General features: G+C 71.7%; 22 protein-coding genes. 15 read left to right on the top strand and 7 right to left on the bottom strand.

The features are described 5' to 3' along the window. Window positions 1-83: 83 nt before the first annotated feature. Window positions 84-1073: a selenide, water dikinase SelD gene (gene selD / locus FB455_RS21160; protein WP_013474478.1), complete on the top strand. Its 990-nt coding sequence runs from the start codon at window positions 84-86 to the stop codon at window positions 1071-1073. A 214-nt stretch (window positions 1074-1287) separates the two neighbouring features. Then, the gene (locus FB455_RS21155; RefSeq protein WP_013284739.1) at window positions 1288-1767 is read left to right on the top strand and encodes a hypothetical protein; all 480 of its coding nucleotides are present in this window, start codon (window positions 1288-1290) and stop codon (window positions 1765-1767) included. Window positions 1768-1845: 78 nt separating this feature from the next. Here FB455_RS21155 and FB455_RS21150 read toward each other — a convergent pair whose 3' ends face one another. Beyond that, window positions 1846-2073, bottom strand: a complete 228-nt coding sequence (locus tag FB455_RS21150) for a DUF2277 family protein (protein ID WP_145754717.1) — start codon at window positions 2071-2073, stop codon at window positions 1846-1848. 52 nt (window positions 2074-2125) lie between these two features. On the opposite strand from FB455_RS21150, the gene miaB reads away from it, so the two are divergent. After that, entirely contained in the window at window positions 2126-3625 is a 1500-nt protein-coding gene (gene miaB, locus FB455_RS21145) for a tRNA (N6-isopentenyl adenosine(37)-C2)-methylthiotransferase MiaB (protein ID WP_145754714.1), read from the top strand. Window positions 3626-3716: 91 nt separating this feature from the next. Here the strand turns inward: miaB and FB455_RS21140 are convergent, their stop codons facing one another. Together FB455_RS21140 and FB455_RS21135 are read right to left on the bottom strand one after the other, a co-directional pair. Further along, window positions 3717-5339 carry a cellulase family glycosylhydrolase gene (locus tag FB455_RS21140; RefSeq protein WP_145754712.1) on the bottom strand — a complete coding sequence of 541 codons (1623 nt, stop codon included), beginning with the start codon at window positions 5337-5339 and terminating at the stop codon, window positions 3717-3719. Window positions 5340-5670: 331 nt separating this feature from the next. Beyond that, window positions 5671-6879 carry a DUF349 domain-containing protein gene (locus FB455_RS21135; protein WP_013474481.1) on the bottom strand — a complete coding sequence of 403 codons (1209 nt, stop codon included), beginning with the start codon at window positions 6877-6879 and terminating at the stop codon, window positions 5671-5673. A gap of 204 nt (window positions 6880-7083) precedes the next feature. Between FB455_RS21135 and FB455_RS21130 the strand changes: the two genes are divergently transcribed. Genes FB455_RS21130 through dapF form a run of 3 tightly spaced genes read left to right on the top strand, consistent with a single transcriptional unit; the run spans window position 7084 to window position 9558 of the window. Then, the gene (locus FB455_RS21130) at window positions 7084-7803 is read left to right on the top strand and encodes a class III extradiol ring-cleavage dioxygenase family protein (RefSeq protein ID WP_030269773.1); all 720 of its coding nucleotides are present in this window, start codon (window positions 7084-7086) and stop codon (window positions 7801-7803) included. Beyond that, window positions 7686-8705, top strand: a complete 1020-nt coding sequence (miaA, locus tag FB455_RS21125; protein WP_084588792.1) for a tRNA (adenosine(37)-N6)-dimethylallyltransferase MiaA — start codon at window positions 7686-7688, stop codon at window positions 8703-8705. The genes FB455_RS21130 and miaA overlap by 118 nt, the downstream gene beginning before the upstream one ends. Before the next feature lie 7 nt (window positions 8706-8712). Continuing rightward, the gene (gene dapF / locus FB455_RS21120) at window positions 8713-9558 is read left to right on the top strand and encodes a diaminopimelate epimerase (RefSeq protein WP_013284746.1); all 846 of its coding nucleotides are present in this window, start codon (window positions 8713-8715) and stop codon (window positions 9556-9558) included. 344 nt (window positions 9559-9902) lie between these two features. Here the strand turns inward: dapF and FB455_RS21115 are convergent, their stop codons facing one another. Beyond that, complete coding sequence (locus FB455_RS21115) at window positions 9903-11375, bottom strand: NAD-dependent malic enzyme (protein WP_013284747.1); 1473 nt, start codon at window positions 11373-11375, stop codon at window positions 9903-9905. A 195-nt stretch (window positions 11376-11570) separates the two neighbouring features. Between FB455_RS21115 and hflX the strand changes: the two genes are divergently transcribed. Both hflX and FB455_RS34360 read left to right on the top strand, forming a co-directional pair. Further along, on the top strand, window positions 11571-13034 hold the full coding sequence (hflX, locus tag FB455_RS21110) for a GTPase HflX (RefSeq protein WP_145754708.1): 1464 nt from the start codon (window positions 11571-11573) through the stop codon (window positions 13032-13034). Between the two features lie 50 nt (window positions 13035-13084). After that, window positions 13085-14839: a hypothetical protein gene (locus FB455_RS34360; protein WP_184977137.1), complete on the top strand. Its 1755-nt coding sequence runs from the start codon at window positions 13085-13087 to the stop codon at window positions 14837-14839. Between the two features lie 56 nt (window positions 14840-14895). On the opposite strand, the gene lexA is transcribed toward FB455_RS34360, so the two are convergent. After that, entirely contained in the window at window positions 14896-15678 is a 783-nt protein-coding gene (gene lexA, locus FB455_RS21095) for a transcriptional repressor LexA (RefSeq protein WP_128137231.1), read from the bottom strand. A 489-nt stretch (window positions 15679-16167) separates the two neighbouring features. On the opposite strand from lexA, the gene nrdR reads away from it, so the two are divergent. From nrdR to FB455_RS21080, 3 genes are all read left to right on the top strand, one after another. After that, window positions 16168-16668 carry a transcriptional regulator NrdR gene (gene nrdR / locus FB455_RS21090; protein ID WP_013284751.1) on the top strand — a complete coding sequence of 167 codons (501 nt, stop codon included), beginning with the start codon at window positions 16168-16170 and terminating at the stop codon, window positions 16666-16668. Between the two features lie 38 nt (window positions 16669-16706). Further along, on the top strand, window positions 16707-19601 hold the full coding sequence (locus FB455_RS21085; protein ID WP_013474489.1) for a vitamin B12-dependent ribonucleotide reductase: 2895 nt from the start codon (window positions 16707-16709) through the stop codon (window positions 19599-19601). 139 nt (window positions 19602-19740) lie between these two features. Continuing rightward, entirely contained in the window at window positions 19741-19977 is a 237-nt protein-coding gene (locus FB455_RS21080) for a DUF2188 domain-containing protein (protein WP_013284753.1), read from the top strand. A gap of 107 nt (window positions 19978-20084) precedes the next feature. On the opposite strand, the gene FB455_RS21075 is transcribed toward FB455_RS21080, so the two are convergent. Next, window positions 20085-20273 (bottom strand): DUF397 domain-containing protein, encoded by a 189-nt coding sequence (locus FB455_RS21075; protein ID WP_013284754.1) that lies wholly within the window; start codon window positions 20271-20273, stop codon window positions 20085-20087. Between the two features lie 17 nt (window positions 20274-20290). Then, a complete protein-coding gene (locus FB455_RS21070) occupies window positions 20291-21181 on the bottom strand; it encodes a DUF5753 domain-containing protein (protein WP_145754706.1) in 891 nt (296 codons plus the stop codon). Between the two features lie 81 nt (window positions 21182-21262). Between FB455_RS21070 and FB455_RS21065 the strand changes: the two genes are divergently transcribed. The 4 genes from FB455_RS21065 (at window position 21263) to FB455_RS21045 (ending at window position 23015) form a co-directional block, all read left to right on the top strand. Further along, window positions 21263-21451 (top strand): hypothetical protein, encoded by a 189-nt coding sequence (locus FB455_RS21065; RefSeq protein ID WP_145754704.1) that lies wholly within the window; start codon window positions 21263-21265, stop codon window positions 21449-21451. After that, entirely contained in the window at window positions 21448-21627 is a 180-nt protein-coding gene (locus FB455_RS21060) for a hypothetical protein (RefSeq protein ID WP_145754701.1), read from the top strand. The genes FB455_RS21065 and FB455_RS21060 overlap by 4 nt, the downstream gene beginning before the upstream one ends. Before the next feature lie 211 nt (window positions 21628-21838). Beyond that, the gene (locus FB455_RS21050; protein ID WP_145754696.1) at window positions 21839-22018 is read left to right on the top strand and encodes a hypothetical protein; all 180 of its coding nucleotides are present in this window, start codon (window positions 21839-21841) and stop codon (window positions 22016-22018) included. A 49-nt stretch (window positions 22019-22067) separates the two neighbouring features. Continuing rightward, window positions 22068-23015 carry a DUF2332 domain-containing protein gene (locus tag FB455_RS21045; protein WP_145754694.1) on the top strand — a complete coding sequence of 316 codons (948 nt, stop codon included), beginning with the start codon at window positions 22068-22070 and terminating at the stop codon, window positions 23013-23015. Window position 23016 lies beyond the last annotated feature (1 nt).

The following is a 23016-nucleotide window of genomic DNA, read 5'->3' as shown; positions in this document are numbered from 1 at the left end:
CCGGCGTACCGGCCCGTCCGAATTTCGTCACCCGCCGGTGGGGCCGGGTGGCGCCGCCGGGGCAGGCCGGAGATCATAAGGCGGTGACCGACGCGATCCGGCTGACCGACTACGCACGTGGTGGCGGTTGCGCCTGCAAGATCCCACCCGGCGAGCTGGAGGCGATGGTCGCCGGTCTCGGCGCCACCGGCGGCTCGGCCGACCTGCTGGTCGGCCTGGAGAACGGCGACGACGCCGCGGTGGTCCGGCTGGACGAGCGTACGGGCCTGGTCAGCACCGCCGACTTCTTCACCCCGGTGGTCGACGACGCCTACGACTGGGGGCGGATCGCCGCCGCCAACGCGCTCTCCGACGTGTACGCGATGGGCGGCACCCCGCTCGTCGCGCTCAACCTGCTCTGCTGGCCGCGCGGCGTGCTGCCGCCGGAGATGGCCCGCGAGGTGCTGCGCGGCGGTCTGGACGTGGCCCGGGAGGCGAACTGCCACCTGGCCGGCGGGCACAGCGTGGACGACGACGGCCCGAAGTACGGCCTGGCGGTCACCGGCGTGGTCCGGCCGGAGGAGCTGATCACGCTCGACGCCGGGCGGGCCGGGCTGCCGCTGTCGCTGACCAAGCCGCTCGGCGTGGGCGTGCTCAACACCCGGCACAAGCAGACCGGGCAGCGCTTCCCGGAGGCGGTCGAGTCGATGGCCCGGCTCAACCGGGACGCCGCCCGCGCGGCGATCGCCGCGGGCATCCGCTGCGGCACCGACGTGACCGGCTTCGGCCTGCTCGGGCACGCCTCGAAGCTGGCCCGCGCGAGCCGCCTGACGGTGGCGATCGACGCGGCGGCGGTGCCGTATCTGACGGGCGCGCGGGAGGCGCTGCGCGACGGGTACGTCAGCGGCGGCACCCGGCGCAACCTGGAATGGGTCACCCCGTGGACCGACTTCGGCGGCGCGGACGAGGGGGAGCAGCTGCTGCTGGCCGACGCGCAGACCTCCGGTGGCCTGCTGGTCGCCGGTGAGGTGCCGGGCGGCACTGTGATCGGCGAGTTGCTGCCCGCGTCGGAGCACCTGATCCGGGTGCGCTGAGCCGCCGGATCCACGGCGCGGCTGGGCCGTCGCCGCGGCACCGTACCCGATAAACTGTCATCTTCCAGCTACTCCGGGCAACGTCGCCCGAGGGAATTTTGCCCGGAATGGTCACAGACCGGTAACTTGCGCCCGGCTGAGGTCAAATGCACCCCACCATCGACATTAAGGCCCGATCCGGAGGCCGGTGGAACGAGCGCAGCGAGGAGGCGGCATGACCGAGCTGTGGAACTGGAGAATCGACGGCGGCGAGCCGGTGGAGGTCTACCCGGCACTGGCCGAGGCGCTCGGCCGGGTGGTGATGCCCATGGCCGTCGCCGACCCGATGCGGCTCCCCGCGTACGCGGTGGTCTGCGACGTGTGGGAGGCGCCCGGGCTGTACGGCACCGTGGTCGACTGTTACGGGGTGCCCGAGAGCCTGTCCGAGCTGCCCGCGATCGCGGCGCTGGCCCGGCTGCTGGGCCGCAACTGCCTGATGCGCGACGACACGCTCGACGCCGGCCGGCACCTGCTGGTCGCGCCGGACGGCACCATCCGGCCGGTGCACTTCGACGTGGCCGACACCGACGACGGCGAGGTGCTCAGCCACCACCGGCTCTGCACCGTCGCCGACGCGCGCTGCCGGGGCTGGTCGCAGTGCCACCGCTCCCGCTGGGCCCCCGACACGGTCGCCCCGGCGCTCGCCGCCGCTTGATCGCGGACGCCGGCCGGCACCCGTGACAGGTGCTCGCCGCCGTGTCCCCTCCGGCGGCGAGCGGTGGCGGCCCCGGGCTCAGCCCCGGGCCGCCGGCTGCTGCCCCCGCACCACGAGCTGGTCGAGCAGCGTCGCCGTGACGGCGGCCACGGCGTCCACCGCGGCGTCGAACGCGGCCGCGTTGTGCGCCGCAGGGGTACGGAATCCGGAGATCTTCCGGACGTACTGCAACGCGGCGGCGCGGATGTCCTCCTCGGTCACCACCGGGACGTACGGCTCACGCAGGGTCTTGATGCTCCGGCACACGACTCCTCCTCGTTCGATCCGATCGGCTCCACCCGGATACGCTGTCCGGGTCATGACTACCGCAGCCGCGGGCAGCCCGCGCACCTATCAGGTGCGTACGTACGGCTGCCAGATGAACGTGCACGACTCCGAGCGCATCTCCGGCCTCCTCGAGGACGCCGGGTACGTGCGCGCCGCGGAGGCCGACGAGCAGCCCGACGTGGTGGTGTTCAACACCTGCGCGGTCCGGGAGAACGCCGACAACCGGCTCTACGGCAACCTGGGTCATCTGCGCCCCGTGAAGGCGAAGCACCCCGGGATGCAGATCGCCGTCGGCGGCTGCCTGGCCCAGAAGGACCGCGGCGACATCGTCCGCAAGGCGCCCTGGGTAGACGTCGTCTTCGGCACGCACAACATCGGCTCGCTGCCGGCGCTGCTGGACCGGGCGCGGCACAACGCCGCGGCCGAGGTCGAGATCCTGGAGTCGCTGGAGGTCTTCCCCTCCACGCTGCCGACCCGGCGCGAGTCGACGTACGCCGGGTGGGTCTCGATCTCCGTCGGCTGCAACAACACGTGCACGTTCTGCATCGTGCCCTCCCTGCGCGGCAAGGAGAAGGACCGCCGCCCCGGCGACATCCTCTCCGAGGTCCGCGCGCTGGCCGACTCCGGTGTGCTGGAGGTGACGCTGCTCGGGCAGAACGTCAACTCGTACGGCGTCGAGTTCGGCGACCGGTACGCGTTCGGCAAGCTGCTGCGCGCCTGCGGCGACATCGACGGGCTGGAGCGGGTGCGGTTCACCAGCCCGCACCCGAAGGACTTCACCGACGACGTGATCGCCGCGATGGCCGAGACGCCTAACGTCTGCCACTCGCTGCACATGCCGTTGCAGTCCGGCTCGGACGACGTGCTGCGGGCGATGCGCCGCTCGTACCGGTCGGAGCGTTACCTGGGGATCATCGAGAAGGTCCGGGCGGCGATGCCGGACGCGGCGATCACCACCGACATCATCGTCGGCTTCCCCGGCGAGACCGAGGCCGACTTCGCCCGCACGCTCGACGTGGTGCGGGAGGCGCGGTTCTCCTCGGCGTTCACGTTCCAGTACTCCAAGCGCCCCGGCACCCCGGCCGCCACGATGGACGGGCAGCTGCCCAAGCGGGTCGTGCAGGAACGCTACGAGCGGCTGATCGCCTGCGTCGAGGAGATCACCTGGGCGGAGAACAAGAAGCTCGTCGGCGAGACGGTCGAGGTGCTCGTGGCCGTCGGCGAGGGCCGCAAGGACGAGCGCACCGGCCGGATGTCCGGCCGGGCCCGCGACGGCCGGCTGGTGCACTTCGCCACCGGTGACCTGGCCGGGCGGATCCGTCCCGGCGACATCGTGCACACCACTGTCACGTACGCCGCCCCGCACCACCTCAACGCCGACGGCGCGCCGCTGGCGCACCGGCGTACCCGGGCCGGGGACGCGGCCGAGGCGGGACAGGTTCCGCGTACCCCCGGGGTGCTGCTCGGCCTGCCGACGATCGGCGCCCCGGCCGCCCCACCCGCCCCGGTAGGCGGCTGCGCCGCCCCCTGACCGCATGTAAGGAAGGGCCCCCTTTTAACACTCGGTGTTAAAAGGGGGCCCTTCCTCTACCGGAGGCGTTAAGAAGGGGCCCTTCCTTACATCAGCAGGCGGTGCCGTTGAGCTTCACGCTGCCCGGCGTCGCGGCGGTGCCGTTGGCGGTGAAGCCGACGGTGACCGACGCGCCCGGCGCCAGCGACGACGCCCAGGCCGGCGCGGCCGCCGTCACCGTGGTGCCGGACTGCGTGACAGTGGCGTTCCAGCCGCTGGCGAGCGTCACCCCGGACGGCCAGGTCCAGGTGGCCGACCACGGGTTCACCGCGGCGGTGCCGGTGTTCTTGACGGTCAGCTCGCCCTGGAAGCCGCCCGCCCAGGAGTTGATCTGCTTGTAGGTGGCGGTGCAGCCACCGGTCACCGGAGGCGGCGGGGTGGTCGGCGCCGGCGACGTGTTCGGCGTGCCGGTGGGGGACGGGCTGGTGGTGCCGCCACCGCCGGTCGGCGGGATCAGGTACGGCGTCAGGATGTCCTGCTTCGGCTGGTTGATCGTGGTCCAGTCGTCGTTGGCGATGCCGCCGGTGTCACCCGAGTTCGGGTTCCACGACCAGTACGTGAACGACATGCCGTTCACGCCGGTGCCGGTGTACGCCATCAGGTTCTGGAGCCAGATCTTGTCCTTGGGGTCCTGGAGCGTGGTGCCGAACTCGCCCATCATGATCGGCGCGATGTTCTGCTTGTAGAGGTAGCCCCAGTACTTGTCCCAGATGGCCGGCATGTTCGCCGGGTAGGTCGGGTCGTCGAACCAGGCCTGGCGGTACACCGACGTGGCGTACTCGTGCGGCGAGTAGACCAGCCGGTTCGCCACGCTCAGCCGGACCGGGAACTGCCCGGCCTTGGACAGGTTGCCGCCCCACCAGCCGCAGTCCTCGTCGTTGCTGGGGTCGTTGTCCCAGACGTTCGACAGGCCGCCGCTCGGGCAGCTCACCCCCTCCACGAAGATCAGCCAGTTCGGCTGCACGCCGAGGATCGCGTTTCCGGCCCGCTCGGCGGCCAGCCGCCAGTCCCGGGCGGTGTCGCCGCAGCCCCAGCAGGCGCCGGTGGCGGCCGGGTTGGTGCCCTCGGCGTGCGGCTCGTTGTGCAGGTCCGCGCCGATCACAGTGGTGTTGCCGGCGTACCGCTGGGCCAGCATCTTCCAGTCGTTGATCCAGGTCGCCTCGGAGACCGTCGAGGTGTACCAGAGCGGCGACTGCCCGGCCGACGTGGGCCGGTGCCGGTCCAGGATGACCCGCATCCCCTTGCTGCCCGCGTAGTCGATGACCTTGTCGAGGATCTGCAGCGGGGAGAGCCCGATCAGGTCCGGGTTGACGAAGTCGTTGATGCCGGTGGCTGTCGCGCCGGCCTTGAGCGCGTCGTTCGAGTACGGGATCCGCAGCGTGTTGTAGCCCAGCCGGGCCATGGTGTCGAGCTGCGAGCGCCACGGGTTGCTCGACCACAGGCCGTGGAACGTCTTGTTGTCGGTCTCCATCCCGAACCAGTTGATGCCGGTCAGGCGGACCGTCGCGCCCGTACTGTCGACGATCTTGCTGCCGCTGGTGTGCAGGTAACCGGTGCCGGTGCCACCGGCCGCCGCAGCGGCCGGTGCGGTGGAGACGGCGGCGGCGACGAGAACGCCGGCTGCCGCGGTGGCGAGCGCCGTCAGGGCGCCGCCGAGGGCGGTGCGTCGGTGCATGGAAGCTCCACTTCGGATGCCCGCGCCGCGCAGGCGCCGCGGGCGGCAGGACCAGGAGGCACGTCCCGCTCGTCATCGAGTACGCGCGCAGCGCGCGCCGGGCCGTGTCGTGTGGACGGCCACCCGCGAGATGTCGCACCGGCGATCGTCGACGGCGCAGATCAGCCGTCGATGCCCTCGTGCCGGTGCCGGAACCTGGCTCCGCCGCTCATTCTGATCAGCCTGCCTCGATGCGTCAACCCGGCCCGGACGCAGGTGAGCCCCCGGCCGACCCGGCCGGGGGCTCACCCGATGTGTCTGTCCGCCGGCCTGCCCGGCCGGGGTGCTCGCGTCAGCCGGCCTGCTCGGCGAGCTGGAGGAACTGCCGCTTCGAGGCGAGCGCCTGCTCGGCCTCCTTGATCCGGCGGGCGTCACCGGCGGCCTGGGCCCGGGCCAGCCGGTCCTCGGCCTCGGCGACCTGGGCGCGCATCTGCGCCAGCAGCGGGTTGTCCTCCTTGGAGGTACGCCGCCACGCCGAGTCCATCACGTCGCGGACCTTGTCGTCCACGGCCCGCAGCCGGCGCTCCAGCCCGGCGGCGGCCTCGCGCGGCACCCGGCCGGCCTCGTGCCACTGCGCCTGGATCTCCCGCAGCTTCGCCTGGGCGCCCTTCGGGTCGCCGTCGACGTCCAGCGCCTCGGCCTCGGCCAGCAGCGCCTGCTTACGCTCCAGGTTGGCCCGCTGCTCGTTGTCGCGGGCGGAGAAGACCTCGCTGCGGCGGGTGAAGAACTCGTCCTGCGCGGCGCGGAACCGTTCCCAGAGCTTCTGCTCGGCCTCCTTGGCGGCGCGCGGCGCGGCCTTCCACTGGGCCATCAGGTCCTTGAGCTGACCGGCGGTGACGCCCCAGTCGCTGGAGTCCTTGAGCTTCTCCGCCTCGGCGACCAGCTCCTCCTTGACCGTCTGCGCCTGCTTGCGCTGCTGGTCGAGGGAGGCGAAGTGGGCGCCCCGGCGGCGGGTGAAGCCGTCCCGTGCGGCGGCGAACCGCTTCCACAGCTCACCGTCGGCTTTCTTGTCGACGCCGCGGATGGTCTTCCACTCGTCGAGGATCTCCTTGAGCCGGTCACCGGCGGTCTTCCAGCCGGTCGACTCGGCGGCCAGCTTCTCGGCCTCCTCGACCAGGGCGGTCTTGCGCGCCAGCGCCTCGCCCCGGGCGGCCTCGCGGGCGGCCTTGGCCTCGCCGGCCTTCTCCTCGGCGACGGTGGCCAGCTTGTCCAGGCGGGCGGCAAGGGCGTCGATGTCACCGACGACGTGCGCCTCGGCCAGCGACCCACGGATGCGGCGGATCGTGGTCAGGGAGTGGCCGGCATCAGCCGCGCCCGAGTTGAGCCGCGCCTCGGTCAGATCGACCTCGGTCACCAGGTCGGCGTAGCGCCGGGCGAAGTGGGCGAGCCCTTCCTCCGGTGCCCCTGCCTGCCAGGATCCGACCACCCGCTCGCCCTCGGCGGTCTTGACGTAGACCGTGCCGTCCTCGTCGACCCGTCCGAAGGCAGTCCAGTCGCTCATGTGCCCATCCTCGTTCTCCCGGCGTCGAGGGGACAGCCCCCTCGTTCGCCGCCACGGCGCAGCAAACTTTCTCCCGGCATTGTCACAGGTCCGCCCCCGTCCGTGTCGAGCGCCTGTCGCCGACCGTGACCATACGGTGTTGTACGCCCCCGATGACCGGATCGGCGCGGGGACGCACCGGGGGATCCCGATAGGTTTGGGGGCGTGTCCCTGGTCGCCGCCGCCGTGTGCCCCCACCCACCGTTGATCGTGCCCGAGCTGGCCGGCGCCGCCGCGCCCGAGCTGGACGACCTGCGCGCCGCCGCCGACGCCGCTGTGGCCCGGCTGCTCGCCGCCGGCCCCGAGGCGATCCTGCTCGTCGGCGGCGGGCCGGAGACCGTCCGGTTCAACTCCGCCGACTGGGGCTCCCTGCGCGGCTTCGGGCTCGACCGGCCGGTGCGGCTGTGGAAGATCTCCTGCTCCGGCGGGGAGCGCCTGCCGCTGAGCCTGACCGTCGGCGCCTGGCTGCTCAACCGCTCCGGCACCGAGCTGCCCCGCCTGGCCCGGTCGGTGGCGCACGACGCCACACCGGCCGAGTGCGCGGAGTTCGGCGCGAGCCTGATCGACGACGACGATCCGCGGGTCGCGCTGCTCGTGCTCGGCGACGGGTCCGCCTGCCGGGGCGTCAAGGCGCCGGGGTACGACGATCCGCGCGCCGAGGAGTACGACGAGGGGGTCGCCGCGGCCCTGGCCGGCGCGGACGCCGATGCGTTGCTCGGCCTGGACCCGGGGCTGTCGGCGGAGCTGAGGGCCGCCGGGCGGGCGCCGTGGCAGGTGCTGGCCGGTGCGGCCAGGGCGGCGGGCGGCGACTGGCGCGGCGAGCTGAGCTACCACCGCGCCCCCTACGGCGTCGCCTACTTCGTGGCGAACTGGGAGCGGTCGTGACGGTCGTGGCGGTGGTCGGGCCGACCGCGGCCGGGAAGTCGGCGCTGAGCATCGCACTGGCGCACGCGCTCGACGGCGAGGTGGTGAACGCCGACTCGATGCAGCTCTACCGGGGCATGGACATCGGCACCGCGAAGCTGACGCCGGCCGAGCGCGAGGGCGTGCCGCACCACCTGCTGGACATCTGGCCGGTGACCGAGCCGGCCAGCGTCGCCGAATACCAGGCGCTGGCCCGCGCGGCCGTCGACGACATCCTGGCCCGGGGACGGGTGCCGCTGCTGGTGGGCGGCTCCGGGCTGTACGTGCGGGCGGTGCTGGAACAGTTCGAGTTCCCCGGCACCGACCCGGCGCTGCGGGAGCGGCTGGAGGCGGAACTCGCCGCGGTGGGCCCCCTGCCGCTGCACGCGCGGTTGACCGAGGCCGACCCGGGCGCGGCGGCGAGCATCCTGCCCACCAACGGGCGGCGGATCGTGCGGGCGCTGGAGGTGATCGAGCTGACCGGCGCGCCGTTCACCGCGTCGCTGCCGTCGCCCACGCCGTACTACCCGTCGGTGCAGCTCGGCGTGGACCTGGACACCGCTGCGCTGGACGAGCGGATCGCGCTGCGGGTGGACCGGATGTGGGCCGACGGCCTGGTCGACGAGGTGCGGGCGCTGGTCGGCGAAGGGCTGCCCGACGGGCGGACGGCGAGCCGGGCGCTCGGCTACCAGCAGGTGCTGCGGTTCCTCGCCGGAGAGCTGACCGAGGCGCAGGCGCACGAGGAGACGATCCGCGCGACCCGCCGGTTCGTCCGGAGGCAGCGCTCCTGGTTCCGGCGTGACCCGCGCGTCCACTGGCTGGACTCGGCGTCGCCCGCGTTTCTCGACACTGCCCTGCGGGTGGTCGCCGAGCATCGGCCATGATGGGGGAGTGGAGTTCACCAAGGGTCACGGCACCGGCAACGACTTCGTCATCCTGCCCGACCCGGACGGCACCCTCGACCTGACACCCGGCCTGGTCGCCGCGCTCTGCGACAGGCGGCGCGGGCTCGGCGGCGACGGCGTGCTGCGTGTCGTACGCGCCGCCAAGCACCCCGAGGGCGTCGCGCTCGCCGGTGAGGCCGAGTGGTTCATGGACTACTGGAACTCCGACGGCTCGTTCGCCGAGATGTGCGGCAACGGGGCCCGCGTGTTCGTCCGCTACCTGCTGGACCGTTCGCTCACAGCCCCGTCGGGCGGGACGCTGCCGATCGCGACCCGCGCCGGCCTGGTGCGGGCCCGCGTCGAGGGCGAGGACGTGGCGGTCGAGATGCGCCGCCCCCGGCTGTACGACACGGCCACCGCCACGCTCGGCGGGCTGACGCTGCCCGGCACCGCCGTGGACGTCGGCAACCCGCACCTGGTGTGCGCGCTGCCCGCCGCGCTGGAGCTGACGGCCCTCGACCTGACCCGCGCGCCCGAGGTGGACGCCTCGACGTTCCCGTCCGGGGTGAACGTCGAGTTCACCACGCCGGGCGAGCCGGTCGACGGCACCGACGGGCACGTGCTGATGCGGGTGTACGAGCGCGGCTCGGCCGAGACGCTGTCCTGCGGCACCGGCGCGTGCGCGGTGGCGGCGGTGGCGTTGCGTGACGCCGGCCTGGACACCGGCACGATGACTGTGGACGTGCCAGGCGGGCGTCTGACGGTCACTGTGACAGCCGATTCGTGCTGGCTCTCCGGCCCCGCCGTCCTGGTGGCGACAGGCACCCTGACCCCCGCCGCCCTGCACCCGTAGCCCGCGCCCTGCCCCGCCCCGCCCCTGCCCCGCCCTGCCCCGCCCCGCCCCCGCCCGGTGCCGCCCGCCCTCCCGCCCCCGTGATCAAGGAGTTTGTGGCGGATTCCCGGTGCTTCGGTGACGCGAACTCCTTGGTCAACACGCGCATGGTGAGTGGTGTCGGCGGCCCTGGCAGCCGTGGCCCCCGCTTCCGCCGGCGCACGGCCGCCCAGCGTGATCAACACCAGCTCGGCGAAGTGGTCATATCGCGGAGCCTCTGATGCCGCCACTTCGGGGAACTGGTGTTGATCAAGGGTGATGATGCCGCCACTTCGGGGAAGTGGAGTCGATCAAGCTGCGGTGCGTCAGGGGGTCGCGCTGGCGTTGGCGGCGATCTCGGGGAGGTCGGCCGGGCCCGGGTCGGCCGCCGGGGCCGGCGTCGCGGCCGGGTTCTGCGCGGCGGCCCGTACCGCGGCGGCCACGGCCGGGGCGACCCGGGAGTCGAAGACGCTCGGCACGATCACCGTCGGGTTGATCTTGTCTTCGCCGACCACGTCCGCGATGGCCCGCGCAGCGGCGAGCGCCATCTCCTCGGTGAACTCCTCGGCGTGCGCGTCGAGCATGCCGCGGAACACGCCGGGGAAGGCGAGCACGTTGTTGATCTGGTTCGGCTGGTCCGAGCGGCCGGTGGCGACCACCGCGGCGTACTTGCGCGCCTCCCGCGGGTCCACCTCCGGGTCGGGGTTGGCGAGCGCGAAGACGATCGAGTCCTTCGCCATCGCGGCGACGTCCTCGCCGGTGAGCAGGTTCGGCGCGCTCACGCCGATGAACACGTCCGCGCCGCGTACCGCCCCGGCCAGGTCGCCGGAGTAGTTCTCCTTGTTGGTGTTCTCGGCCAGCCACTGCCAGGCCGGGTTGAGGTCCGGCAGTCCGCGGTGCAGGGCGCCCTGGCGGTCGTACGCGATGATGTCGCCCACGCCCTGGCGCAGCAGCAGCTTCATGATCGCGGTGCCGGCCGCGCCGGCGCCGGAGACCACGACCCGGACGTCCGCGAGCTGCTTGCCCACGACGCGCAACGCGTTCGTCAGCGCGGCCAGCACGCAGATCGCGGTGCCGTGCTGGTCGTCGTGGAAGACCGGGATGTCCAGGGCCTCGCGCAGCCGGGCCTCGATCTCGAAGCAGCGCGGCGCGGCGATGTCCTCCAGGTTGATGCCCCCGTACGCGGGCGCGATCGCCTTGACGATCGCCACGATCTCGTCGGTGTCCTGGGTGTCCAGCACGACCGGCCAGGCGTCCACCCCGCCGAAGCGCTTGAACAGCGCCGCCTTGCCCTCCATCACCGGCAGCGACGCGGCCGGGCCGAGGTTGCCCAGGCCGAGCACCGCGGTGCCGTCGCTGACCACGGCGACGGTGTTGCGCTTGATGGTGAGCCGGCGGGCGTCGGCCGGGTTCTCCGCGATGGCCATGCAGACCCGGGCCACACCCGGGGTGTACGCGCGGGACAGCTCGTCGCGGGTGCGCAGCGCGACCTTCGGGGTGACCTCGATCTTGCCGCCGAGGTGCAGCAGGAAGGTGCGGTCGGAGACCTTGCGGACGTCCACCCCGTCGAGCGCGGTGAGCGCGTCGACGACCTGGTCGGCGTGGCCGGCGTCGGCGGTGTCGCAGGTGAGGTCGACGATCACGTGCGCGGGGTCGGAGTCGACCACGTCCAGCGCGGTGACGATGGCCCCGGCCTCACCGGCGGCGGTGGTGAGCCGGCCGATGGAGGAGGCGTCGGCGGGTACCGCGATCCGGATGGTGATGGAGAATCCGGCACTCGGCAGTCGGGTGTTGGCCACGAGAAACTCCTCCGTCGGCGCTGAGCGGCTCGACTGGCATTTCTACTCGCCCGCCCAGGTCGCCCGGCATCCGCCCCCGCTACCCGTCGGTAGCGTCACGGGCATAACACAGGTGCGTCCGGCGTTGTCACATGTCAGGATTGCTGTCACGCGCCGAAAATTCTCGGCGTTGCCCAAAACGGACAGGAGACGCATTTGCGCGAGCAGGAGACCTTCCATCCCTACACCGACGACGAGTTCGACGCCACCACCGGCGAGTACGAGCTGTCGGAGCGGCAGGCGCTGCGGCGGGTCCCCGGCCTCTCCACCGAACTCACCGACATCAGCGAGGTCGAATACCGTCAGCTCCGGCTGGAGCGGGTCGTCCTCGTGGGGGTCTGGACCGAGGGCACCCAGTCCGACGCCGACAACAGCCTCACCGAGCTGGCGGCGCTGGCCGAGACGGCCGGTTCGCAGGTGCTCGAAGGGCTGATCCAGCGTCGTCACCGGCCCGACCCGGCCACGTACATCGGCCGGGGCAAGGTCGACGACCTGGGCGCGGTAGTGCTGTCCACCGGTGCCGACACGATCATCTGCGACGGTGAGCTGTCGCCGTCGCAGCTGCGCAACCTGGAGCAGCGCACCAAGGTCAAGGTGGTCGACCGCACCGCCCTGATCCTCGACATCTTCGCCCAGCACGCCAAGAGCAAGGAGGGCAAGGCGCAGGTCGAGCTGGCCCAGCTCGAATACCTGCTGCCGCGCCTGCGCGGCTGGGGCGAGACGCTGTCCCGGCAGACCGGTGGTAGCGGCCGCGGCGGTGGCGCCGGCGGCGGCGTGGGTCTGCGTGGTCCCGGTGAGACCAAGCTGGAGACCGACCGGCGGCGCATCCGCCACCGCATCGCGCGGCTGCGCCGCGAGATCAAGAGCATGGCGACGGTACGCCAGACCAAGCGCGCCCGGCGTACCCGTAACGCGGTTCCCGCGGTGGCCATCGCCGGCTACACGAACGCCGGCAAGTCCAGCCTGCTCAACCGCCTGACCGGGGCGGGTGTGCTGGTGGAGAACGCGCTGTTCGCCACGCTGGACCCGACCACCCGCCGGGCCACCACGTCCGACGGCCGGCTCTACACGCTGTCCGACACGGTCGGGTTCGTTCGGCACCTGCCGCACCAGATCGTCGAGGCGTTCCGCTCGACGCTGGAGGAGGTCGCCGACGCCGACCTGGTCGTGCACGTGGTCGACGGCACGCACCCGGATCCGGAGGAGCAGGTCCGGGCGGTACGCGAGGTGCTCGCCGAGGTGGGCGCCGACCGGCTGCCGGAACTACTGGTGGTGAACAAGACCGACGCCACCGACGAGGAGACGATGCTGCGGCTCAAGCGGCTCTGGCCGGACGCGGTCTTCGTCTCCGCCCACAGCGGGCGCGGGATCGACGAGATGCGCGAGGCCGTCGAGCGGCGGCTGCCCCGGCCGGCCGTCGAGGTGCGCGCGGTGCTCCCGTACGACCGGGGTGACCTGGTCGCCCGGGTGCACCGGCAGGGTGAGGTGCTCAGCACCGCGCACCTGCCCGAGGGCACGCTGGTGCACGTGCGGGTCAACGAGGGGCTGGCCGCGGAGCTCGCGCCGTACCGGGCGGGTGACCGGCTGACCAGCGACGAGCGGGTGGGCGCCGGGCGGTGAGCCGTCCGGCGTCACCCGCCGGAAACCCGTGCCGTGCGACACTGAGCGTCATGCGGCACGTTGTCTCCTCGGTCACGCTCGCGCTCGGCCTGGTCGGCGCGGTCGTGGCGCCGGCCGGGCCGGCCCCGGCGGCTCCCGCCGCGGCCCCCGTGCTGGCCGCGGCTCCCAAGAAGAAGTGCACGGTCGAGGACGACCGGCTCCGCGAGCTGTCCGGCCTGGTGGCCACCAGCAACGGGTACGTCGTGATCAACGACGGCTCGGACGACCCCAGCCGCAAGCGGGTCTTCTATCTGGACACCAAGTGCAAGGTCGACAGGGAGGTCCGTTACTCCGGTGACGGGCCGCTCGACACCGAGGACCTGGCTCTCAGCCCGGACCGCAAGACGCTCTGGATCGCCGACACCGGCGACAACGTGGAGAAGAAGACCCGCCGGGAGCGGGTCGCGGTCTGGACGATGCCGCTGAGCGGCTCGAAACAGCCGGTGCTGCACCGGCTCAGCTACCCGGGCAAGGAGCCGCACGACGCGGAGGCCCTGCTCGTCGGCGACGACAACATGCCGCTGGTGATCACGAAGGAGCTCTCCGGCAAGTCGGAGATCTACACCCCGACGGTGAAGCTGAAGACGAGCGGCGACACCGAGGCGATCCCGATGAAGAAGGTCGGCGAGGTCACGCTCCCGAAGACCAGCACCGAGAACAAGCTCGGCTCGCCCGGGCGGGCGCTCGTCACCGGCGCGGCCCGCTCGCCCGACGGCAGCAAGGTCGTGCTGCGCACGTACGCCGACGCGTTCGAGTTCGACGTGGCCGGCGGCGACATCGTCAAGGCGCTCATCACCGGCAAGCCCCGGGTCACGCCGCTCGCCGACCCGTTCGGCGAGGCGATCTCCTACACGCCGGACGGCAAGCTGTTCGTCACCGTCTCCGACGGCGGCACGCTCGACGAGTCGGACCCGATCGACATCCTCACCTACACCCCGTCGACCACCGGCGCCGAGGCGCTGCCGAACGGCGGCAAGGCCGACACCAAACCGGCCGCCCAGAAGTCGTGGCTCGAAGGGCTCTCGCTCGACGAGATCACGTACCTGATCGCGGCCGTCGGGGTGCTCGGCGCGCTCCTGGTCGGCGCGGGTATGTTCGGCATCCTGCGGGCGCGGCGCAAGCCGGCGCCGCGGGCGCCGGCCGACGAGCCCGAGCGCAGCGGCGAGTTCCCGGTGAACAACGGCTTCCCGTCGGGCGAGCGGCCGGCCGCGCCGCGCGGCGGTGTCTACGGCGGCGGTCAGGGCGGCGTGTACGGCGGCGCGGCCAACGGCGACCGCCCGGCGTCCGGCGGTGTCTACGGTGGTGGCCGGCCGGGCGGCGGCGTGTACGGCGGCGGCCCGCAGGAGGGTGGCCGTGGTCAGGGCGGTGGCCGTCCCCCGGGCGGAGCCCGTCCGCCGGGTGGCGGCGGCGTCTACGGCGGCGGTGGTGCCCCGGCCGGCGGCGGAGGGCGCGGCGGCGTCTACGGCGGCGGAGGTCAGGGTGGACCGGGCGGCGGTGCGGGCCAGGGTGGCCCCGGTCGTGGCGGCCCGGGTGGCGGCGGCCAGGGCCGCGGCGGCCCTGGTGGCGGCTATGGCGGCGGCCCGGGCGGGGCCGGACACCGTGGGCAGCCGAACGGCGGCGGACCGCGGGGGGACGGCGGCCGGGCCGAGCCGCCGCGCCGCGGCCAGGAGCCGCGGGGCGGGCGCCGCGACGACGGCTACGACGGCCGGGGCCAGTACGGCCCGGTGTCCGGCGGTGGCCGGGAGTACCGCGGCGACCGCTACTGAGACGACACGACGAAGGGGTGACCGGCCACCGGTCACCCCTTCGTCGTCGCTGTCGCTCAGATGCGGCGCAGCACCGCCACCACACGGCCCATGATGGTGGCGTCGTCGCCGGGGATCGGGTCGAAGGCCGGGTTCTGCGGCATCAGCCAGACGTGCCCGTCGCGCCGCCGGTAGGTCTTCACCGTCGCCTCGCCGTCGAGCATGGCGGCCACGATGTCACCGACCTCGGCGTTCGGCTGCTGCCGGACGACCACCCAGTCGCCGTCGCAGATCGCCGCGTCGAGCATCGAGTCGCCCTTGACCTGGAGCATGAAGACCTCGCCCTCGCCGACCAGCTCGCGGGGGAGGGGGAAGATGTCCTCCACCGCCTGCTCGGCCAGGATCGGCCCACCGGCGGCGATGCGGCCCAGCATCGGCACGTACGCCGGGGCGGGCCGCTGCGCGCGGGCCGCCTCGTCGTCCGCCTCGCCCGGCGCGCGGACGTCGACGGCGCGCGGACGGTTCGGGTCGCGGCGCAGGAAGCCCTTCTTCTCCAGCTCCTTGAGCTGGTAGGCGACGCTGGACGGGGACACCAGCCCGACCGCCTCGCCGATCTCGCGCACGCTCGGCGGGTAGCCGTGGCGCTCGACCCAGGTGCGGATGAACTCCAGGATCCGCCGCTGCCGCGCGGTCAGGTCGACCGTCGCCGGGTCGGGGAAGCTGCTCACCACCGGGGTGACCGGACGCACCGCCGCGGGGGCGGTGCGGCTGCGGGCGGTACGGGGGCGACGGGTCGCCGGAGGACCCGCCCCGTCGTTCGGCTGCGGGTTCTTCTGCCGGCTGGCCCGGTCCTCGGTCACGTCCGTCCCTCCCTGGTCGGCGCTGGGGTGCCTCGTCGGCTCGTGGTGCGTGTGGTCTGACCGTATAGGTGAGATCGGCCATTTTCAAACATCTGTACGACCTGCTGTCGGCGTGTCGCGCCGAATTCCTGGATTTCCGAACTGGTGTTCTGATAGAAGAGTACGCCGCTCGAACGGATGTTCTATCCCGGCCGCCCGTGACTAGCACGGGAGGCCGTCCGTTGGGCTCCTCGGTGGCGTCGTGCCGGGCGTGATCCTGATGACGCGCCGGACACGCCCGCCAACTTGACCTCGCTTGGGGTTCGGCATACGGTCGACCCCTAGATGTAGTAGTCACACGGGCGTAAGTTGCCTACAGGTTGGGTTCGACTACCGAACGCACTCCCGCACCGCGCACTCGGCGACGGTCATCGGACGATGGCCCCGCCGTGTCGACGCGTGCCCGGGAGCCGGTAGGTGTGCCCGCGATCGACGGAGGAGGTCGGGCGAATGCGGTGTCCGTACTGCCGGCACGCCGACTCCCGGGTGGTCGACTCGCGGGAGGCCGACGACGGCCAGCTCATCCGGCGGCGACGGTCGTGCCCGGAGTGCGGCAAGCGGTTCACCACCGTCGAGGAGGCGGTGCTCGCGGTGGTCAAGCGCAGCGGGGTGACCGAGCCGTTCAGCCGTACGAAGATCATCGGTGGGGTGCGCAAGGCGTGCCAGGGGCGCCCGGTCGACGACGACTCGATCGCGCTGCTGGCACAGAAGGTCGAGGAGACCGTGCGGGCCAAGGGGGCGGCCGAGATCCCCAGCCACGAGGTGGGCCTGGCCATCCTCGGCCCGTTGCGTGACCTCGACGAGGTGGCCTACATGCGGTTCGCCAGCGTCTACCGGTCCTTCGACTCGCTCGCCGACTTCGAGCGCGAGATCGAGACGCTGCGGGCCGCCGCGCGCGCCCGGGAGGGCGCCGGTGCCGGTGCGGCGGACGCCGCCGGCGCGATCAGCTGACATTCACGGGTTTCTGACAGGCACACGAGGCGCGGTGGGTGACCGTTGCCGACGAGGGGGGCGAGGGCGTGACGACCAGCAAGTCACGGAACAAGGCCGGGGCGGGGCTGAAGATCGAGCGCGTCTGGACGACCGAGGGGGTGCATCCCTACGACGAGGTCGCCTGGGAGCGCCGCGACGTCGTCATGACGAACTGGCGGGACGGCTCGATCAACTTCGAGCAGCGCGGGGTGGAGTTCCCCGAGTCCTGGTCGGTGAACGCGGCGAACATCGTGACCACCAAGTACTTCCGGGGCGCGGTGGGGACCCCGGAGCGGGAGTGGTCGCTGCGGCAGCTGATCGACCGGGTGGTCGAGACCTACCGCACCGCCGGTGAGGAGTACGGCTACTTCGCCACCCCGGCCGACGCCGAGGTGTTCGCGCACGAGCTGACCTGGATGCTGCTGCACCAGGTGTTCAGCTTCAACTCGCCGGTGTGGTTCAACGTCGGCACGCCGTCGCCGCAGCAGGTCAGCGCCTGCTTCATCCTCTCCGTCGACGACTCGATGGACTCGATCCTCGACTGGTACAAGGAGGAGGGGCGGATCTTCCAGGGCGGCTCCGGCGCCGGGGTCAACCTCTCCCGGATCCGTTCCTCGAAGGAGCTGCTCTCCTCCGGCGGCACCGCCTCCGGTCCGGTCAGCTTCATGCGCGGCGCGGACGCCTCCGCCGGCACCATCAAGTCCGGTGGCGCCACCCGGCGCGCGGCGAAGATGGTCATCCTCGACGTGGACCACCCGGACATCGAGGAGTTCGTGGCGACCAAGGCGCGCGAGGAGGACAAGATCCGCGCGCTGCGGGACGCCGGGTTCGACATGGACCTGGGCGGCGCCGACATCGTCAGCGTGCAGTACCAGAACGCCAACAACTCGGTCCGCGTCTCCGACGAGTTCATGACCGCGGTGGAGAACGGCGGCGGCTTCGACCTGCGCGGCCGGCTCGACGGGCAGACCATCGAGACGATCGACGCCAAGAAGCTGTTCCACACCATCTCCCAGGCGGCCTGGGAGTGCGCCGACCCGGGCCTGCAGTACGACGACACCATCAACGACTGGCACACCTGTCCGGAGACCGGGCGGATCACCGCGTCGAACCCGTGCTCGGAGTACCTGCACCTGGACAACTCCTCGTGCAACCTGGCCTCGCTGAACCTGATGAAGTTCCTCCGCGCCGACGGCGGCTTCGAGGTGGAGAAGTTCGTCAAGTCGGTCGAGTTCGTCATCACCGCGATGGACATCTCGATCTGCTTCGCCGACTTCCCGACCGAGAAGATCGGTGAGACCACCCGCGCCTACCGGCAGCTCGGCATCGGGTACGCCAACCTGGGCGCGCTGCTGATGGCCTCCGGCCTGCCGTACGACTCGGAGCAGGGCCGGGAGGTGTCCGCCGCGATCACCTCGCTGATGACCGGCACCGCCTACCGCCGTTCCGCCGAGCTGGCCGGCATCGTCGGCCCGTACGACGGCTACGCCCGCAACGCAGAGCCGCACAAGCGGGTCATGCGCAAGCACGCCGCCGCCAACGACGCGATCAAGCCGACCGGCACCGTGGCGACCGCCGTGCAGCGCGAGGCGACCAAGCAGTGGACGCTGGGCAACAAGCTCGGTGACAAGTTCGGCTGGCGCAACTCGCAGGCCAGCGTGCTCGCCCCGACCGGCACCATCGGCCTGATGATGGACTGCGACACCACCGGTGTCGAGCCGGACCTGGCACTGGTGAAGTTCAAGAAGCTGGTCGGCGGCGGCTCGATGCAGATCGTCAACCAGACCGTGCCGCGTGCCCTGCGCAGCCTCGGCTACCCCGAGGAGCAGGTCGAGGCGATCGTCGAGCACATCGCCGACCACGGCCACGTGGTGGACGCCCCGGGCCTCAAGCCGGAGCACTACCCGGTCTTCGACTGCGCGATGGGCGAGCGCTCGATCGCGCCGATGGGTCACGTGCGGATGATGGCGGCCGTCCAGCCGTTCATCTCCGGCGCCATCTCCAAGACGGTCAACATGCCGGAGCAGGCCACCGTCGAGGACGTCGAGAAGATCTACTTCGAGGGCTGGAAGCTCGGCCTCAAGGCGCTGGCGATCTACCGGGACAACTGCAAGGTCGGCCAGCCGCTGTCGGCCGCCAAGCCGAACAAGGCCACCGCCGAGACGCAGGCCCCGGCCGCCGAGGTCGAGAAGGTCGTGGAGAAGGTCGTCGAGTACCGCCCGGTGCGCAAGCGGCTGCCGAAGAAGCGCCCGTCGCAGACGGTCTCCTTCTCGGTCGGCGGCGCGGAGGGCTACCTCACCGCCTCGTCCTACCCGGACGACGGCCTCGGCGAGGTCTTCCTCAAGATGTCGAAGCAGGGCTCGACCCTGGCCGGTGTGATGGACGCCTTCTCGGTGGCCATCTCCATCGGTCTCCAGTACGGCGTCCCGCTGGAGACGTACGTCAGCAAGTTCACCAACATGCGCTTCGAGCCGGCCGGCATGACCGACGACCCGGACGTGCGGATGGCCGCCTCGGTGATGGACTACATCTTCCGTCGCCTGGCGCTGGACTTCCTGCCGTACGACCGCCGCGCCGAGCTGGGCATCTTCACCGCCAAGGAGCGGGCCGCCCAGCTCCGGGCCGAGGCGGAGGCGGAGGCGAGCGGTGCGGACCTCACCGCGATGGCCGCCTCCGCCCCGGTCGAGGCGCCCGAGCCGAAGACCGGCCCGATCGCGCAGCCGGCGCAGGAGATGGCCGACGCCGCGGCCGTCAAGCCCGCGCCGTCGGTGGGTTCCAGCACCGAACTGCTGGAGGCCGTGATCGGCAAGGCCGCCGACGCGCCGCTCTGCTTCACCTGCGGTACGAAGATGCGGCCCGCCGGTAGCTGCTACGTCTGCGAGGGCTGCGGCTCCACCAGCGGCTGCAGCTGACGAAAGCAACGAGCCCCGGGCGTTGGCGCGCCCGGGGCTCGTGAGCCGGGACGGAACCCGACCTGTTTCCTTGCAGAGACAGATCTTCGCTCCTCCCGGCTCGGTCAAGCAAGTTAATCGAGTAGGAGTGGAGAAAGTCATGGCTGATAAGGCCAAACCTGTTCATGTCGTCCCTCGTGACGGCGAGTGGGCTGTGGTCCGGGAGGGAAATCAGCGGGCATCGTCGCTGCACCCGACTCAGGCGGAAGCCGAGAGGGCTGGGCGGCCAGTAGCCCGGGCGGACCAGACGGAGTTCTACCTTCACGGCAGAAACGGTCAAATCCGTGAGCGAGACAGCTACGGAAACGATCCGAATCCGCCACGTGACTCACGCTGACTAGAAGGCCGGGGCGTACGCGAAGGCGTGCGCCCCGCTTGCCCTCATTCGTCCTCGCGGCTGGCTTAAGGGCCAGCGGTGAAGTGTGTGTACCGGCAGGTCCGGGTTCAGGGCAGAGTCCGGAGGAACGCCTGCCATGCCTGACGCCCGAAGCGTAGAACGGGACCGGCCGCATCCTTGCTGTCGCGGATCAGGATGTTCTCGCTGACGGCGGCAACCTCTACGCACGCGCCGCCGTTGTTGTCGCTGCGACTCGACTTGCGCCACTTGAGGCCGAGGCGATCCGGGCTTGTCACGGCCACCTCCAGTTCCGTCAGCGTGCCAGCTCATCCGCCAGTTGCCGGATGAGCTTGCGCGACTCTACCGGCCCGAGCGCGGCGGCACGGAGCCGGTCCCACAGCCGAGTGTAGGCCCGCACCGCGTCCGGTCGGTCGAGGTAATCCGCGTCCGTGAACGTCTCTACGTAGATCACATCCGAGCCGGCGTCGTCGCCGAAGCGCAAAATGATGAAGTTGAAGGACGCCGTTTCGTAGGTCTGCGCGTCGAAGGGGAAGACCTGGAGCGAGACATTCGGCTGGTTGCTCACCTCCACGAGGTGGCGGAGTTGGTCGCTCATGGTGTCGACGTCACCGATGTTCCGCCGGAGCGCGGATTCGCTCAGGATGAAGCTCAGCTCCGGGCCGCCGTCCTGACGCAAGATCGCCTGCCGCTCAAGTCTGATGGCAACCGTTCGGTCCAGATCCTCGTCGTTGGGGCGCGGGTGGGCGGTGGCGTTCATCGCGCGGATGTAGGGCTCGGTCTGGAGGATGCCGGGAACGACCTCCGGTTGGTACCAGCGAATCTCCGACGCGTCGCCCTCTAGGTCGAGGTACTGGCGGAACCAATCGGGTACGGCGTTGCGGTATGTGCTCCACCGCCCTCGCTGGCGCCCGGCACGAGCGAGTTCGCGTAACGGCTCAGCTTCCTCGCCCGTAACGCCGTACAGGTCGAGCAGGAGATGCAGGTCGGTCAGCTTGATGCCCGATTGACCCAGCTCGATGCGGCTGATCTTGCTCGCTGCGGCATCGATGACTGCTGCCGCCTCGTCCTGCGTCCTGCCGGCGTGCTCCCGAGCCCGCTTGAGTGCGAGTCCGAGCCGCCTGCGCTGGATTGTCGGGTTGACCATCGGCTGATTATCGCCCTCCGCATCGAGATGACGCGACACGCTCGGCAGGGTTCCAAAACAGGAGTCCAACTTTAGTCTAGTTGGGCTTCCAAAATGGAAGTCTAAGTTTGGGAGGGCGGCATGCGTACTCGTGTGTCGTACGAGGACTACGTGGTGGCGGTCGCGCTGACCCTCGCCCGGCGACACCGTCCGGTGTGGTCCTGGCGGCGGTGGCGGCGGATCTGCCGCTGCGGCGCGGAACTGCCGTGCCGCGTACGCCATCGCATCCCGATCCGTCGCGGCCACTGGCCGGGAGAGGAGCAGACGTGACGGAGCCGCAGGTCCGGCAGATCCTGTCGGTACACGTACCCGGCGTCGACGGCTTCTGCGCAGGGTGCCGGGCGTGGTGGGCGCGGCTGTCCCCGTACCCCTGTCAGCAGGTCGAATGGGCGGCCCGCCGGCAAGCGCGGACGGCCACCCGGCGCTTCCTGGACGGCCTCCGGTGACCGCCCACGGGCCGGTTCTTCCGGTGTGGAGCTGCGGTGGGTGTGGCGCTCCGTGGCCCTGCCCGACGCGGCGTCGTGAGCTGCGGGCCGAGTTCGCCGGAGCGCCGGTGTCGTTGGGCTTGTACATGGGGTCTTATCTGGTGTGGGCGGCGGAGGATCTGACCTGGGTGACGGCCGGGGTGTTGCATCAGCGCTTCCTCGGGTGGGTGCGATGAATGTCATTCGGCCGGGCGACGAACGGTTTCATTACTGCGACGGCTCGCACCGGTGGGTGCCGCTCGATCCTGACTTCGACCAGGAGGTCTGGGAGGCCATGGTGCGTGAGCACCAGCAGCGGCACCTGGAGGAGATCTCCCGAGGGCTTCGTCCCCGTCGGCCGAAACGGCTGTAGGTGCCCACGGTCACAGACCATCGTGTACGCGAGCTGGAATGCTCGGGGGATGAGCACGGCAGACATCTATCGGGTCTTCGCCGAGCGTGAGACGCGCGGCGTGTCCCCGGCGTACGAGCGGTTGTCGCGGGCGGTGGCCGGTGACCGGGAGCTGCTCGCCCTGCTCGACACGCTGCCGCCGGCCAAGCGTCAGCCGAACCTGCTGTTCGGGGTGGTGCGGCTGCGCGGCGGGCCGGTGGACGACCCGGCGGCGTTCCGCGCGTACGTGATCGGGCACTGGCCGGACGTCGCGGCGCAGATGCGGACGCGGGCGACCCAGACGAACGAGGCGGGGCGCTGCGCGGTGCTGCTGCCGGTGCTCGCCGCGTTGCCGCAGCCGCTGGCGTTGCTGGAGGTGGGTGCGTCCGCCGGGCTGTGCCTCTACCCCGACCGGTACGCGTACCGCTACGGCGACCGGCGGGTCGGCGACGGCGAGCCGGTGCTCGACTGTGACTTGACCGGCACCGAGCCGCCGGTGCGGCGCCCGGAGGTGGTGTGGCGGGCCGGGCTCGACGTGAACCCGCTCGACGTCACCGACCCGGCGGACGTGGCCTGGCTGGAGGCGTTGATCTGGCCGGAGCACCGGCACCGCCGGGCGCGGCTGCGCGCGGCGGCTGCGGTCGCGGCGGCCGACCCGCCGCTGCTGGTGCGCGGTGACCTGGTCGACGACCTGCCGGCGCTGGCGGCGCAAGCTCCGGCCGGGGCGACGCTCGTGGTGTTCCACAGCTCGGTGCTGTACCAGGTGCCGCCGCCACGGCGGGAGGCGTTCACCGCGCTGGTCCGGACCCTGCCCGGCCACTGGCTCGCCAACGAGGACCTGTCGGTGCTGCCGCACGCGACGCTGCCCGAGCCGCCCGCCGACGGGTTCCACAACGTCCTGGCCCTGGACGGTCGCCCCCTGGCCTGGACCCGGGGCCACGGCCAGGCGCTCACCTGGTTCGGCGCGGCGCGGCCGTGAA

Source organism: Micromonospora sp. CNZ296 (genome assembly GCF_007827635.1).
Note: the sequence above shows the minus strand (reverse complement) of the source record. Positions and strands in the feature narration are given on the sequence as shown.

Bases quoted from the DNA above. Each gene is read 5' to 3' on its own strand.
- FB455_RS34360 (WP_184977137.1), top strand. From the start codon at position 13,085: ATGCGGCACGTTGTCTCCTCGGTCACGCTCGCGCTCGGCCTGGTCGGC.
- FB455_RS21155 (WP_013284739.1), top strand. From the start codon at position 1,288: ATGACCGAGCTGTGGAACTGGAGAATCGACGGCGGCGAGCCGGTGGAG.
- FB455_RS21135 (WP_013474481.1), bottom strand. From the start codon at position 6,879: ATGAGCGACTGGACTGCCTTCGGACGGGTCGACGAGGACGGCACGGTC.
- FB455_RS21050 (WP_145754696.1), top strand. From the start codon at position 21,839: ATGAATGTCATTCGGCCGGGCGACGAACGGTTTCATTACTGCGACGGC.
- FB455_RS21065 (WP_145754704.1), top strand. From the start codon at position 21,263: ATGCGTACTCGTGTGTCGTACGAGGACTACGTGGTGGCGGTCGCGCTG.
- FB455_RS21140 (WP_145754712.1), bottom strand. From the start codon at position 5,339: ATGCACCGACGCACCGCCCTCGGCGGCGCCCTGACGGCGCTCGCCACC.
- miaB (WP_145754714.1), top strand. From the start codon at position 2,126: ATGACTACCGCAGCCGCGGGCAGCCCGCGCACCTATCAGGTGCGTACG.
- FB455_RS21080 (WP_013284753.1), top strand. From the start codon at position 19,741: ATGGCTGATAAGGCCAAACCTGTTCATGTCGTCCCTCGTGACGGCGAG.
- FB455_RS21045 (WP_145754694.1), top strand. From the start codon at position 22,068: ATGAGCACGGCAGACATCTATCGGGTCTTCGCCGAGCGTGAGACGCGC.
- nrdR (WP_013284751.1), top strand. From the start codon at position 16,168: ATGCGGTGTCCGTACTGCCGGCACGCCGACTCCCGGGTGGTCGACTCG.